We start from the raw sequence: 13,766 nt of genomic DNA on the forward strand, positions 1-13,766 counted from the left end.
TGAGCGACAAGCGCAATGCAGGACACCCTCTCCTCCGAGCAAAGCGTCGAGCTCGTCCGCCTCTGGCGGCGCCGGCAGACGCTGTCCTCGACGGAGATGGGCGAGATGTACCGCATCGTCGGCGGCGCGCTCGGCAGCTGCCACCCGCCCGAGCTGCGCGTGCTCGGCGAGGGCCGCGCCGAGCTGGTGGCGCAGTTCATCTATGCCAAGGTGCTGCGCCTGGATGCCGACCCCGACGAGGCCGAAGAGGCCGGCGGCGAAGCAGGCACCAAGGGCCACGGCAGCGCACCCTCGACCGCCTTCGCGCTGTGCGCCTACTTCCGGCGCTACCTCATCGACTGCACCCGCGCCAGCAGCTTCCGCCGCAAGCTCTCCATCGGCGACCAGGTCACCGAGAACCAGCTCGAGGCCGCGGTCGGCGCCGCGGAGAGTGCCGAGGACGAACTGGCCGAGCACGGCCTCAGCACGCCCTCGGTCCATGCCGCGGCGCGCGCCTTCATCGCCGGCCTGCCCGAGCCCGAGCGCATCCTGCTGTGCGAGGGCTTCGGCCGCGAGGCGCAGGGCGGGCTCTCGGGCATCGCCTCGCGCCATGCCATCGCCTCCTACCACTACCGGGCCGGCCGGCTGGGGCTGGTGCACAAGCGCGAGGGCCTGCCGGCCGACTACGCCCGCACCACCCTGGGCCAGTGGATCTCGCAGACCCTGGGCATCGCGATCGAGGCCGGGAACATGGGCGCGATCCTGCAGGTTTTCAAAATCCTCGGTGCTGAAGCGTCTTACGCCTGAAGAAATACGACTTCAGGAGAAGAACCATGACGCTCGACCTCTGGCCCCCGCTCAGCCTGATCCGCGGCACCCTCGCCGGCGCCGGCGATGCCGCGGCGGGCGAGGCCCTGGTGCCGGCCGGTGCCGAGCCCGCGCCCTCGCGCGCCTGCGACGCCAGCCTGCTGCTGCCGCTCACCGAGCTGGCCCGCCGGCGCGAGGCCGTGGCCGCGCGCGCCTTCCCCGCCCGCTGGGCGCCGGGCCGCCTGGTGAGCGTGCTGCACGAGGGCCGTCTGCTCGGCGTGCTGCTCGACAAGTGCCTGCACGACAAGCTGTGGCGCGGCTGGATGGCCGCCAGCGAGGCCGACTGGGCCAGCGCCTACGACGTGCTGCTGGAGCCCGGCGACGAGCCCTTCGAGCCCATGTTCGGGCTGATCCAGACCTGGAACGTGATCACCCTCGAGCAGCGGCCGCAGCTGTGCGCGCGCGTGCTGGGCGAGCTCTCGGCCACCCGGCTGGCGGCGGTGCGCGCGGTCCACGACGAATGGGCCGTGCAGCAGCCGCTGGCGATCGCGCCCGAGCCCGGCCGCATCGCGCTGCGCACCGCCGGCGGCGTGTTCTCGGTGCTCTCGGGCACGCCGCTGGGCGTGGACGACCCGCGTGCCGAGTACCAGGGCCTGTACCTCGAGGCCGCCACGCGGCTGGCAACCCAGCTGCAGGCCGCGGCGAAGCCCGGCACGCTGGCGCTCGCGGCGCCGGTGGCCGAGGGCTGGTGGTCGCGCCTCGCCGGCTGGTTCCGCGCCGACCGGGTGGTGCGTCCGGCGCTGGCCTTGCTGGCGCTGGTGGTGGTGGTGCAGAACGCGGCGCTGCTGCGTTCGGGCAGCGAGGACGAGGAGATCCGCTTCCGCGCCACGCCCGCGGCCGAGATTCCAGCCGCATCGGACGTCCTGCTGCTGCGCTGGAAGGCCGGCGCCCCCATGGCCGAGGCGCAGGCGCTGCTGCGCGCGGCCGGCGCCGAGGCCGTCGGCGGGCCCGACGCCCAGGGGCGCTGGCGGCTGCGCCTGGCGGGCGGCGATGCGGCCCAGGGGCGTGCGCTGCTGGCCGGCTCGCCGCTGGTCGAATCGGTGGAGGGGCCGTGAGACATCCGGTGCCGACCGTGTTGCTGGTTTTGCTCCCTCCCCTTCCGGGGGAGGGTTGGGGTGGGGGCACCGCGCGCTCGATCAAGCGCAACGCATCATCAAGCGCTCGTGCCCCCACCCCAGCCCTCCCCCAGAGGGGGAGGGAGCAAGTCAGGGCCCGCACATGATGTCGCCGCACCGCCTTCTCCGCATCGCCCTGCTGCTGGCGGGACTGGCGGCGGCCGGCGGCGCGGGTGCGGTCCAGCGTGCCTTGCTGGTGGGCGTGTCCGAGCTCATCAACCAGCCGCCCTCGCTGTGGCTGCAGGCGCCGCGCAACGACGTCACCCTCATGCGCCAGGCGCTGCAGAAGCAGGGCTTCGCGGCCGGCGACATCCTGGTCCTGGCCGACGGCGTGGGCGGCGCCGCGCTGCCGGACTCGCAAGGCATCCACGAGGCGCTGTCGCGCCTGCTCGCGCAATCGGCCGGCGGCGACTTCGTGCTGCTGTACTTCTCCGGCCACGGCACCCGCTGGCGCGATGCCGCCAAGCGCTACCAGGAGCCCGACGGCCTGGCCGAGAACTTCCTCGCGCGCGACGTGCGCGGCGCGGTGGGCGCCGGCGGCGCGCTGCCCGGCGGCCTGCGCGACGTCGACATCGACGGCTGGGTGCGCGCCTTCCTGGCGCGCGACGTGTTCGTCTGGGCCGTGTTCGACACCTGCTCCGCCGCCTCGATGACGCGCAGCTCCGCAGCGGCGCCCGCGAACCCGCCGGACGACGAGGTGCGCTTTCGCGGCGTCCGCGTCGACCTGCTCGCGCAGGGCGGGAGCGGCGCCCCGGCCGCGGCCGCGCTCCCGGCCCCCACCGCGCCAGCCGTGCCGCGGGCGCGCTACGTCGCCTTCTTCGCCTCCGAGAGCCACCAGGTCACGCCCGAGCTGCGCCTGCCGCGCAAGAGCCGCACGGCCGCTCCGAAGGCTCATAGCACCGCAGCCGAAGGCGAAGGTACTCCAGTGAGCCGCACGGCCGCTCCGAAGGCTCATAGCACCGCAGCCGAAGGCGGAGGTACTCCAGTGAGCCGAGACGCGCAGCCGCAGGGCCTGCTCACCTGGGCCGTGGCCGAGGCGCTGCAACGCCGGCCCGCGACCTGGCGCGAGCTCTTCGACGGCGTGCTGGCGCTGTATCCGCCGGTGATCGCCGAGCTGGAGACGCGCTTCCCGGGGCGCGACCTGCCTTCGCCCGTGGCCGAGGGCGCGCTCGATGCGCCGCTGTTCGCCAACAGCCCGGCGCCGGCCTCGACGCGGCCCGCGTGGCGCGCCGAGCGCACCGGTGCCAGCCTGCGCGTGCAGGCCGGCGAGCTCGACGGGCTGGTGCCGCAGCAGGCCGTGCGGGTGCAGGCGATGCTGGACGACGGCACGGTGCGCAGCGCGCTCGGCAGCCTCGTGCAGATCGAGGCCGATACCGCCGGCGCCGCGGTCCCCGCGCCCCTGCAGGCGCTGCCCGGCAGCGCGCTGTGGAGCGTCGTGCCGGCGGGCGAGCCGGCGGCGCTCGCCTTGCGCGTTCGCGGCAGCGGGCCCCTGCCGGCCGGCATCGTGCTCGACTACCCGGCCTCGGTCCGTCTCGTCGCCGAAGGCGAGGCCGACGTGCGCTGGACCGACCTGGGCGCCGCGGGCCATCGGCTCGACATCGAATCCCCGGCGCTCGCCGGTGGCGCCACGCCCGCGCGCGTGACCGTCGCCGACGCGGCCGCCCTGCGCCGGCGCCTGCAGGCCCTGGCGCAACTCAAGTGGCTGAGCGTGCAGCAGGCGCTGGGGCAGGGCGGGGTGCTGCCCGGCTTCGATGCCACGCTCGAGGTCTGGGACGGCGCGCGCCTGGTGCGCAGCGAAGCGGCCCCGCAGGCGGCCGCCCGCCTGGCGCCGCCACGCGGCGGCGAGCGCCTGGCCCTGCATGTGCGCAACGCCAGCGGGCACTCGGTGGACATGGTCATCGTCGGCCTGGATGCGCAAGGCGCGATCCGGTCCGTGTATCCGAGCGAGCTCGGCGAGACCAACCGCTTCGAGCGCGGCACGCCCGAGGCGCCCGCCGCCAAGCGCTTCGACCTGCCCTGGCTCGGCGCCGACGACACCCGCCTGCTGATGCTCGCGACGCCAGCCTCGCCCTACAGCGCGCCGCGCCTGTTCGGCGCCCCGCCGGCCGAAGCCCTTGCCGAGCTGCGGGTGCGCGGGCTGCCGCAAGCCGAGAAGCGGCGGCCCATCTTCACCGCGATGGTCCGCTGGACCCCGGCGAAATAGCGCAGTCATTCATTCATTCACCGAGGAGAAGAAGATGTCTTGGACGATCGACGGCACCCTGGACCCCGACGAGGCCCTGCGCCTGCTGGACCACATGTCCGGCGCCAGCGACAACGACTTCGCGATGCTCATCGAGAACAAGGGTGCCGTCGTCGAGGGCGAGTCCGCGCGCCAGTACGAGGACGGCAAGCAGCGCATGGACATCGCGGGCTACGCCTACCTGGCCGAGGTCGTCACCCCGCCGGGCGCCAGCAAGGGCAAGGTGCGCAGCCACAGCCTGATCGTGGTGCGCAATTGCGATGCGGCGACGGCCTCCATCGCCAGCCTGATGAAGAACCAGGACAGCGACATCAAGGTCGAGCTGTCGGTCTTCAAGGCCGGCGGCGATTCGTCCAAGGACATGCAGCCCACGCTCGAGATCGTGCTGGAGGGTGCGCGCATCGACACCCATTCCATCCTGACCGGCGGCACGCCGCGGCGGCCCTGCGAGATCCTGTTCTTCCGCTATCGCAAGATCGAGATCCGGTCCGCGGCGCAGAAGAGCACAGGCCAGCGCGGCGCCGTGCGCAGCTGCGTCATGAATGCTGAATGAATGAATGAATCCCCGGCACACGAAAGGCACCCCATGACCCAATCCGCCGAACTCCTTCAAGCCGCCGACCCTGCCGGCGCCCTCAAGGCCCTGAGCGAGGAGGTGCGCGCCAAGCCGGGCGACGCCAAGCTGCGCGTCTTCATGGCGCAGCTGCTGTGCGTGCTCGGGCAGTGGGAGCGCGCGCTCAACCAGCTCAACGTCGCGGCCGAGCTCGATGCGCTGGCCGTGCCGATGAAGCAGGTCTATGGCGAGGCCATCCGCTGCGAGGGCCTGCGCGCCGAGGTGTTCGCCGGCACGCGCACGCCGATGGTCTTCGGCCAGCCCGACGAGTGGCTCGCGCTCTTGATCGAGTCGCTGCTGCGCCAGGGCGCCGGCGATGCGGCATTGGCCGAGGACCTGCGCACGCGCGCCTTCGACGCCGCCCCCGCCACGCCGGGCACGCTCGACGGCAAGCCCTTCGAGTGGCTGGCCGACGCCGACATGCGGCTGGGCCCGGTGCTGGAGGCCTTCGTGAACGGCCGCTACTACTGGATCCCCTTCGCCCGCCTGGCGCACATCAAGTTCGACCCGCCCGAGGACCTGCGCGACTGCGTGTGGCTGCCGGCCCACCTGCAGTTCGAGAACGGCGGCGAGACCCTGGCCCTGGTGCCCACGCGCTACGAGGGCACGCATGCCTGCGGCGATGGCGCGCTGCAGCTCGCGCGCAAGACCGAGTGGCGCGAGCTGCGGCCCGAGGTGTGGGCCGGCTGGGGCCAGCGCATGCTCAGCGGCGACGACGGCGAGGAGCACGCCATGCTGGACGTGCGCGAGATCCTGTTCTCTGCAGCGGCGCAGCAAGAGCCGGCCCATGGCTGAGCAGATCGCCCAGGAGCGCCTGCAGCCTTCGCTGCTCGACCGGCTGATCGACAACGCGCCCACCGAGCAGCGCGAGAGCGACGACAAGCGCACCCTGACCCGCCAGGCCCTGCGCCAGGCGATGCTGCGCGACCTGTCGTGGCTGCTCAACGCGACCGGGTACGGCCTGCCCTTCGACGACAAGCGCTATCCGAATGCGGCGCGCTCGGTGCTCAACTACGGATTGCCTATGCTGTCCGGCCAGTTCACGTCGTCCATTCAGCGTGTCAGCATGGAACAGGCTCTGAAGAACGCCATCCTGCAGTTCGAGCCCCGCATCCTGCCTCGCACACTCGAAGTGGAACTCGTCATGGAAGGCTCGGCACTCGATTCCCACAACCGCATCGGCCTCCAGATACGCGGGCTGCTCTGGGCCCAGCCGGTGCCGCTGGAGTTCCTGATGCGCAGCCGGATCGATCTGGAAGAGGGACGCATCGAGATCGAAGACGTGGCGCTTCCGCAGCGTTAGGGCCTGGCAACCCATGAATCACCCCCGCGTGAGGTCCCGGATGCTGTCTTGCTCCCTTTCCCCCTCCCTCTGGGGGGGTGGGGCCCGTTTGACTCCCTCCCCCTCCGGGGGAGGGCTGGGGTGGGGGCACCGGGCGCTTGCTTCGGCGTTGCGCTTGCTCCGAGGCCGAAGCCGGGAGTTCGCCCCGGCGGGCGAGTCACTTTCTTTTGCTTCGCCAAAAGAAAGTAACCAAAGAAAAGGCGACCCCACTGGCCGCGTGCCTCCGCTTCGCTACGGCAGCCTGCGGTGCTCGCTTTTCGCGGGGTCCGCGCAAACTCGCTTCGCTCAAACACGCGCGGCCCTGATCCGCGAAAAGCTCCGCTCCTCGGCTACGGCCAGAGGGGAGTTGGAATTCAACGCGCCATGGCGCGTCCTTCTGTGGGGTGCGCGAGCGCACGCGCTGCGGGTCCTCGCCTACGCTGCACATGCACGCATGCACATACGCTCCAGGCCTCGCGCAGCGAGGCCGTTCTTTGGCGAGACAAAGAAAGTAACGCGCCCGCCGGGGCGACATCCCGGCTCCGGCCTCGGAACAAGCGCACCGACCCATCAAGCGCGCGGTGCCCCCACCCCAGCCCTCCCCCGGAGGGGGAGGGAGCAAGTCAAGGCCCCCACCTCCCAGAACGCCTCCCAGAGTTCCGCATGGACCCGCGCCTGCTGACCCTGTACGAACAGGAACTGCGCTACTTCCGCGAGAGCTCGGGCGAGTTCGCGCGCGCCTTCCCGAAGATCGCGCACCGCCTGGGCATCGAGGGCCAGGACGTTGCCGACCCCTATGTCGAACGGCTGATCGAGGCCACCGCCTTCCTGGCCGCGCGCGTCGGCCTCAAGCTCGACGCGGAGTACCCGCGCTTCACCGGCCACCTGCTGGACATCGTCTATCCGCAGTTCATGGCGCCGACGCCTTCGATGATCGTGGCGTCCCTGGCCATCGACCCGGACGACGCCAACCTCGCCGGCGGCCCCACGCTGCCGCGCGGCAGCGGCTTGCGCGCGCGCCACGCCGTGGGCCAGAACACGCATTGCGAGTTCCGCACCTCGTGCGCGCTGCGCGTCTGGCCCGTCGAGGTGCAGCGCGCGCAGTACTTCACTTATGCGCCCGACCTGCCGCTGGCCCAGCATCCGCAGTCGCGCGAGATCCGCGGAGGCCTGCGCATCGCGCTGCGCGCCACCGCGGGCCTCAAGTTCAACCAGATCGCACTCGACGAACTGCTGATCCACTTCGGCGGCGCCGAGGACGTGGCCTGGCAGCTGCACGAGTGCATGCTCGGCAAGCCCCTGGGCGTGCTGGTGCAGCCGCTGTCGGCGGGCGGCGTGGCGGCCGGGGCCGCGGCCGGCGCGGTGCGGCAGTTGCCGGCGAGCGCGGTCCAGCCCGTGGGCTTCGAGGACGACGAGGCGCTGCTGCCCGTCACCGCCACCGGCTTCTCGGGCCACCGGCTGGTGCAGGAGTACTTCGCCTTCCCGCAGCGCTTCCAGTTCGCGCGCATCGTGGGCCTGCAGCGCGTGCTGTCGGCGATGGCGGTGAGCGAGGTCGAGCTGATCGTGCTGTTCTCGCGCGGCGATGCGGCGCTGGAGAAACTCGTCAGCGCCGACAACGTGCAGCTGCACTGCGTGCCGGCGATCAATCTCTTTTCCAAGCGGCTCGACCGCGTGACGGTGAACGAAGGCGTGAGCCAGTTCCACCTGGTGCCCGACCGCACGCGGCCGCAGGACTTCGAGGTCCACACCGTCACCGAGGTGATCGGCCACGGCAATCCGACCGGCGCCGATGCCACGCCCGAGCAGCCCTTCCTGCCCTTCTACGCGGCCTTCCACGGCAGCCGCCACGGCCACCCGGCCTACTTCACCACCACGCGCGAGCCGCGCATGCCCTCGGCCCGGCAGCGCACCGAGGGCCATCGCAGCAGCCACATCGGCTCCGAGGTCTACATGCAGATCGTCGACCCGCAGCAGGCGCCCTATGCGGGCTCGCTGCGGCAGCTGGCGGTGAGTGCGCTGGTCACCAACCGCGACCTGCCGCTCCTGATGCCGCTGGGCCGCGAGAACGACTTCGACTGCATCGACGCCTTTCCGGCGCAGCGCGTGCGCATGGTGCGCGGGCCTTCGCGCCCCGTCTCGCCGGTGGTGAACCACGGCCTGGGCTGGCGCGTGATCGACCACCTGGCGCTCAACTACCTGTCGCTCGCCGACAGCTCCGCGCAGCAGGGCGCGGCCGCGCTGCGCGAGATGCTCATGCTCTACGCGGTGCATGGCGACGAGGTGCGGCAGGGCCAGGTGCGCGGGCTGCTCTCGGTGCGGTCGAAGCCGGTGGCGCGGCGCCTGCCGCTGGCCGGGCCGATCGCCTTCGGCCGCGGGCTGGAGGTCACGCTCGAGGTCGACCGCAATGCCTTCCACGGCCACAGCGCCTTTCTCTTCGGCGCCGTCATGGCGCGCTACCTGGCGCGGCATGTGGAGGTCAACCACTTCGTCGAGACCGTGCTCACCGTGGCCGGCCGCGGCGAGATCATGCGATGGAGGCCGCTGTGCGGGGCACGCCCGATCCTGTGATCCCCGCGGCCGCCAGCGTGCGGCTCCCCGGCAGCGTCGGCCAGCACCTGCAGGCCTGCGCCGAGCAGCCCTGGGCGTATGACTACTTCGCGCTGATGCGCCGGCTCGAAAGCATCGCCGCCCATGCGCCGCGCTGGGGCCGCGCGCTGCTGCCGAGTGCCGAGCCGGTGCGCGTCGGCCAGGAGCCTTCGCTGTCCTTCGCGCCCGCCAGCTTCAGCCGCTTCGAGCCCGCGGGCGCCCATTCGCCGCCGCGGCTGCGCCAGCATTTCTTCGGCTACCTCGGGCCCAACGGGCCGCTGCCGATGCACCTGAGCGACTTCATCCGCGAGCGCACCATCAACCACGGCGACCCGACCTGGCTCGCCTTCCTCGACACCTTCTCGCACCGCTTCTCGCTTTTCTTCTACCGGGCCTGGGCGCAGGCGCGGCCGGCGGTGGGGCTGGACCGGCCGCAGGACGACGGCTTCCGCCGCCAGGTGGGCGCGCTGGTCGGCATCGGCACGCCCGCGCGACAGCAGCGCGACGAGATCCACGACGACGCGCGACTGCATTTCTCGGGCCGCCTGCTGCGGCAGGTGCACAACGCCGAGGGCGTGGAGGCCGTGCTCGCCAGCTACTTCGGTGTGCCGGTGAGGCTCGAGCCCTGGGTCGGCCACTGGATGCCGCTGCCCGAGGAGGAGCTCACGCGCCTCGGGCCCACCCCAGGCCGCAGCGAGGCCTCGCGCTCCCTGGGCATGGGCGCGATGCTGGGGCGGCGCGCGTGGGACCGCCAGCACCGCGTGCGCCTGCACCTGGGGCCGCTCGACTTCGAGCAGTACCGCATGTTCCTGCCCACCGGCGACGGGCGTCCCGCACTGCGGCGCTGGATGCAGCAACTGCTGGGCGACGAGTTGTACTGGGACGCCGAGCTGATCCTGCAGAAGGAAGAGCTGCCCCCCGCGCGCCTCGGCACGCTGAAGGGCAATGCGCCGCGCCTGGGCTGGGTCTCGTGGCTGGGCCGCGAGCGGCGCGCGCGCGACGCGGCCGATGTTCGTATCGACGGCGATGCGCCAATGGGTCGCACCGCACTTCAATAAACAAAACCCCCGGGGGGCTGTCCGTCATGCACACGAGGAGATTCCATGGACCCCCAGCTCACATTCGTTCACTGCCCCCCGAGGGGGCGCATGCCTCCTTTGAGGCGGCTCTACAGGAGGCATCATGAGTGAAATCAGCCGTACGGCCCTGTTCGGCAAGCTCAATTCGCTCGCCTACAAGGCGATCGAGGGCGCCACGGTGTTCTGCAAGATGCGGGGCAATCCGTATGTGGAACTGGAGCACTGGTTCGCCCAGCTGCTGCAGTCGCAGGACTCCGACCTGCACCGCGCGATCCAGCACTACGGGCTGGACATCTCGGTAATCGCCAAGGACATGACGGCCGCGCTCGACCGACTGCCGCGCGGCGCCACCGCCATCAGCGACTTCTCGCCGCACATCGAGAACGCGATCGAGCGCGCCTGGACCTATGCCACCCTGCAGTTCGGCGAGGCGCAGGTGCGCACCGGCTACCTGCTGGTGGGCATGCTGAAGACGCCCAGCCTGCGCAACCCGCTGCTGGGCATGTCGAAGCAGTTCGAGAAGGTCAAGGTCGAGGACCTGGCCGACAACTTCGCGAAGATCTGCGACCCGTCGCCCGAATCGAAGATGCGCGCGCAAGACGGCACCGGCATGGGCAGCGGCGCGCCTGGCGAAGACACCGGCGCGATGGCCCCCGCCGCCATGGGCAAGGGCGATGCGCTCAAGAAGTTTGCTGTCGACCTCACGGAGAAGGCGAAGAAGGGGGAAATGGATCCGGTGACCGGGCGGGACGAGGAAATCCGCCAGATCGTCGACATCCTGATGCGGCGCCGTCAGAACAACCCGCTGCTCACGGGCGAAGCGGGCGTCGGCAAGACCGCGGTGGTGGAAGGCTTCGCGCAGCGACTGGCGCGCGGCGACGTGCCCCCGCAGCTCAAGGAGGTGAAGCTGCTCACGCTGGACATCGGCCTCTTGCAGGCCGGTGCCAGCATGAAGGGCGAATTCGAGCAGCGGCTGCGGCAGGTGATCGACGAGGTGCAGGCTTCGCCCACGCCGATCATCCTGTTCATCGACGAGATCCACACGCTGGTGGGCGCGGGCGGCGCGGCCGGCACCGGCGATGCGGCCAACCTGCTGAAGCCCGCGCTCGCGCGCGGCAACCTGCGCACCATCGGCGCCACCACCTGGGCCGAGTACAAGAAGTACATCGAGAAGGACCCGGCGCTGACGCGGCGCTTCCAGGTCGTGCAAGTGCCCGAGCCCGACGAGACCAAGGCCATCCTGATGCTGCGCGGCGTCGCCAGCGTGCTGGAGAAGCACCACCGCGTGCAGCTGCTGGACGAGGCCATCGAGTCCGCGGTGAAGCTGTCGCACCGCTACATCCCCGCGCGCCAGCTGCCCGACAAGGCGGTGAGCCTGCTCGACACCGCCTGCGCGCGGGTGGCGGTCTCGCAGCACGCCATGCCGCCGGAGGTGGAGGACTGCCAGCGCCGCATCGAGGCGCTGACGGTGGAGCAGGAGATCATCGGCCGCGAGGAGGCGATCGGCATCGACGTGAGCAAGCGCTCGGCGCAGGTGCAGTCGCTGCTGGCCGAATCGAAGGCGCAGCTGGAGAAGCTCGATGCGCGCTGGAAGGAAGAGAAGGGGCTGGTCGACCGGCTGCTGACGCTACGGGCGCAGCTGCGCGAAGGCAACAAGGCGGTCGATGCGGCGACCGCCGAGGGCGCTGCCCCGGATCGCACCGCACTGCTGGCCGAGCTGCACGAGCTGCAGGCGAAGATCAGCAGCGTGCAGGGCGAGTCCCCGCTGATCCTGCCCTCGGTGGATTCGCAGGCCGTGTCCTCGGTGGTGGCCGACTGGACCGGCATCCCCGTCGGCCGCATGCAGCGCAACGAGATCGAGACCGTGCTCAACCTCCCCAGGCTGCTGGGCCAGCGCGTGATCGGCCAGGACCACGCGATGGAGATGATCGCCAAGCGCATCCAGACCGCGCGCGCCGGCCTGGACAACCCGGGCAAGCCGATCGGCGTCTTCATGCTGGCCGGCACCTCCGGCGTGGGCAAGACCGAGACCGCGATCGCGCTGGCCGAGGCCCTGTACGGCGGCGAGCAGAACATGATCGTCATCAACATGAGCGAGTACCAGGAGGCGCACACCGTCAGCTCGCTCAAGGGCGCGCCGCCCGGCTACGTGGGCTACGGCGAGGGAGGGGTGCTCACGGAAGCCGTGCGCCGCCGCCCCTACAGCGTGGTGCTGCTGGACGAGGTGGAGAAGGCCCACCCCGACGTGCACGAGCTGTTCTTCCAGGTCTTCGACAAGGGCTTCATGGAAGACGGCGAAGGCCGCAGCATCGACTTCAAGAACACGCTGATTTTGCTCACCACCAACGCCGGCACCGACCTGATCGCCAGCCTGTGCAAGGACCCGGAGCTGATGCCCGACCCGGAAGGCATGGCCAAGGCGCTGCGCGAGCCGCTGCTCAAGATCTTCCCGCCCGCGCTGCTGGGCCGGCTGGTCACCATCCCCTACTACCCGCTGTCCGACGAGATGCTCGGCAAGATCGTCGAGCTGCAGTTGAAGCGCATCAAGAAGCGGGTGGAGGCGCGCTACCAGATCCCCTTCGAGTACGGCGACGACGTGGTGAAGCTGGTGGTGAGCCGTTGCACCGAAAGCGAATCGGGCGGCCGGATGATCGACGCGATCCTCACCAACACGATGCTGCCCGACGTCAGCCGCGAGTTCCTGAACCGGATGATGGAAGGCAAGCCCATCGAGGGGGTGCGCGTGGGTGTCGCCGATGGCAACTTCAGCTATGCGTTCGATGCCGGGGCACCGCAATGATGACGTTGAAGCTGAAGCCCGAGAACACGCGCGCGCCGGCCAGAAGAGAGGAGCTCACACCATGCCTTTAGCCAGTCAGGAAACGGTCGATCGCGTCACGAATGTTCTCTTGAACGGCACCTACCAGATGAAGCAGGCGGTCCTGCGCTCGACGCCGATTGCTCCGCCTCACGGTGATGTGTCGATGTTCACGAACGCGCAGCTCAGGGGTGGGGCGTTCGGCGACAAGATGAAGATCACCCAGGTGGACGACATGATTCGCTTCATCAAGCTCGGCCCGGTAGAGCGCGACTTCGTGGGTGCCCTGACCTTTGTCACACGAACGCCAGCCCAATTGCCGAGCGTCGCGTCGCGGCTGGGCTGGGTGCCGTGCTGGTTTCTGCCCTGGTTCAGCGGCAAGATCCTGAAGCTCAAGATTTCGGACGTTGCCACCAGTCCGGTGATCAACTTTGCCGGTCTCGGTATCGCCCCGGTGGCCAATCCCAGCTTGTTTTTCACTGCCGGCATCAATGGCTGCTCGGTGTTTGCGATCGGCGCTGCCGCGACCCCAAGCCTGTACCACGGTGGTGTCGACCCCGGCTCCGGCGTGGCGATGCCGCTCTTGGCCAACGAAACCACCGAGGCCGCATGGCGCCGGCTTCTGGGGCGTGGCGCCACGGTGAAATTCGTGGGCTCGGTGGGCAAGTCCGATTACATCAGCGAGCTGAATCCAGCGGCTGCCGATGACACCGATCGCCTCAGGTACAACACCTTCAAGACCACGACGCTGGCCCAGCAGCTGGAGCAGCGGCTCGAGGTCAATCCGAACCTTACCAAGCTCACGGTGGCACCTTGGGGCGCGGTTTTCGGTTTGCGCGACGCGGCTGGCCATTGGGGCTTTACCCTGGTCAAGCATGCCAGCGTGGCCGCCAGGAAAGTCACGATCATCACCAAGAAGCGCCTGTTTCGCAGCGACAAGGTCACTCGGCTGGAGCGCGGTGAAATACGGCCCTCGCAGACGGTGGTGAGGGATGCCCACGGCTTTGTCGATCTCACCGATCCCGGAACTGTTCTCTCGGAGCAGGACCACGCGACCTGCGTGAACCTGGGGTATAGCGAGTTCTTCCCGGGTGCCGGAGTCGCCGTCGTCAGGAACTTGACCAACACCCAGATTTTTTGAGTCGA

The 13,766-nt window shown here is 70.4% G+C and carries 10 protein-coding genes; all 10 read left to right on the forward strand.

The genetic code is table 11. The features are described from left to right. Positions 1 to 15 precede the first annotated feature (15 nt). Positions 16 to 786 carry a hypothetical protein gene (locus AC3A6X_RS31640; RefSeq protein ID WP_487845892.1) on the forward strand — a complete coding sequence of 257 codons (771 nt, stop codon included), beginning with the start codon at positions 16 to 18 and terminating at the stop codon, positions 784 to 786. A gap of 26 nt (positions 787 to 812) precedes the next feature. Next, on the forward strand, positions 813 to 1,901 hold the full coding sequence (locus tag AC3A6X_RS31645; protein WP_487845893.1) for a hypothetical protein: 1,089 nt from the start codon (positions 813 to 815) through the stop codon (positions 1,899 to 1,901). 163 nt (positions 1,902 to 2,064) lie between these two features. After that, a complete protein-coding gene (locus tag AC3A6X_RS31650) occupies positions 2,065 to 4,164 on the forward strand; it encodes a caspase family protein (RefSeq protein ID WP_487845894.1) in 2,100 nt (699 codons plus the stop codon). Positions 4,165 to 4,198: 34 nt separating this feature from the next. Continuing rightward, complete coding sequence (locus AC3A6X_RS31655) at positions 4,199 to 4,756, forward strand: type VI secretion system tube protein Hcp (protein ID WP_487845895.1); 558 nt, start codon at positions 4,199 to 4,201, stop codon at positions 4,754 to 4,756. 33 nt (positions 4,757 to 4,789) lie between these two features. Beyond that, the gene (locus AC3A6X_RS31660; RefSeq protein WP_487845896.1) at positions 4,790 to 5,611 is read left to right on the forward strand and encodes a type VI secretion system accessory protein TagJ; all 822 of its coding nucleotides are present in this window, start codon (positions 4,790 to 4,792) and stop codon (positions 5,609 to 5,611) included. Continuing rightward, the gene (gene tssE, locus AC3A6X_RS31665; RefSeq protein ID WP_106557022.1) at positions 5,604 to 6,119 is read left to right on the forward strand and encodes a type VI secretion system baseplate subunit TssE; all 516 of its coding nucleotides are present in this window, start codon (positions 5,604 to 5,606) and stop codon (positions 6,117 to 6,119) included. The genes AC3A6X_RS31660 and tssE overlap by 8 nt, the downstream gene beginning before the upstream one ends. A gap of 681 nt (positions 6,120 to 6,800) precedes the next feature. Beyond that, the gene (tssF, locus tag AC3A6X_RS31670) at positions 6,801 to 8,705 is read left to right on the forward strand and encodes a type VI secretion system baseplate subunit TssF (RefSeq protein ID WP_487845897.1); all 1,905 of its coding nucleotides are present in this window, start codon (positions 6,801 to 6,803) and stop codon (positions 8,703 to 8,705) included. Continuing rightward, positions 8,669 to 9,781, forward strand: a complete 1,113-nt coding sequence (gene tssG / locus AC3A6X_RS31675; protein ID WP_487845898.1) for a type VI secretion system baseplate subunit TssG — start codon at positions 8,669 to 8,671, stop codon at positions 9,779 to 9,781. The genes tssF and tssG overlap by 37 nt, the downstream gene beginning before the upstream one ends. A gap of 124 nt (positions 9,782 to 9,905) precedes the next feature. Further along, positions 9,906 to 12,602: a type VI secretion system ATPase TssH gene (gene tssH / locus AC3A6X_RS31680; RefSeq protein WP_487845899.1), complete on the forward strand. Its 2,697-nt coding sequence runs from the start codon at positions 9,906 to 9,908 to the stop codon at positions 12,600 to 12,602. A gap of 61 nt (positions 12,603 to 12,663) precedes the next feature. Then, positions 12,664 to 13,761, forward strand: a complete 1,098-nt coding sequence (locus AC3A6X_RS31685; protein ID WP_487845900.1) for a hypothetical protein — start codon at positions 12,664 to 12,666, stop codon at positions 13,759 to 13,761. Positions 13,762 to 13,766: the final 5 nt, after the last annotated feature.

It is taken from the genome of Variovorax sp. Soil_C_12, assembly GCF_057657375.1.

Coding starts and splice junctions, on each gene's coding strand:
- AC3A6X_RS31640 (WP_487845892.1), top strand. CDS start 16: ATGCAGGACACCCTCTCCTCCGAGCAAAGCGTCGAGCTCGTCCGCCTC.
- AC3A6X_RS31645 (WP_487845893.1), top strand. CDS start 813: ATGACGCTCGACCTCTGGCCCCCGCTCAGCCTGATCCGCGGCACCCTC.
- AC3A6X_RS31650 (WP_487845894.1), top strand. CDS start 2,065: ATGATGTCGCCGCACCGCCTTCTCCGCATCGCCCTGCTGCTGGCGGGA.
- AC3A6X_RS31655 (WP_487845895.1), top strand. CDS start 4,199: ATGTCTTGGACGATCGACGGCACCCTGGACCCCGACGAGGCCCTGCGC.
- AC3A6X_RS31660 (WP_487845896.1), top strand. CDS start 4,790: ATGACCCAATCCGCCGAACTCCTTCAAGCCGCCGACCCTGCCGGCGCC.
- tssE (WP_106557022.1), top strand. CDS start 5,604: ATGGCTGAGCAGATCGCCCAGGAGCGCCTGCAGCCTTCGCTGCTCGAC.
- tssF (WP_487845897.1), top strand. CDS start 6,801: ATGGACCCGCGCCTGCTGACCCTGTACGAACAGGAACTGCGCTACTTC.
- tssG (WP_487845898.1), top strand. CDS start 8,669: ATGGAGGCCGCTGTGCGGGGCACGCCCGATCCTGTGATCCCCGCGGCC.
- tssH (WP_487845899.1), top strand. CDS start 9,906: ATGAGTGAAATCAGCCGTACGGCCCTGTTCGGCAAGCTCAATTCGCTC.
- AC3A6X_RS31685 (WP_487845900.1), top strand. CDS start 12,664: ATGCCTTTAGCCAGTCAGGAAACGGTCGATCGCGTCACGAATGTTCTC.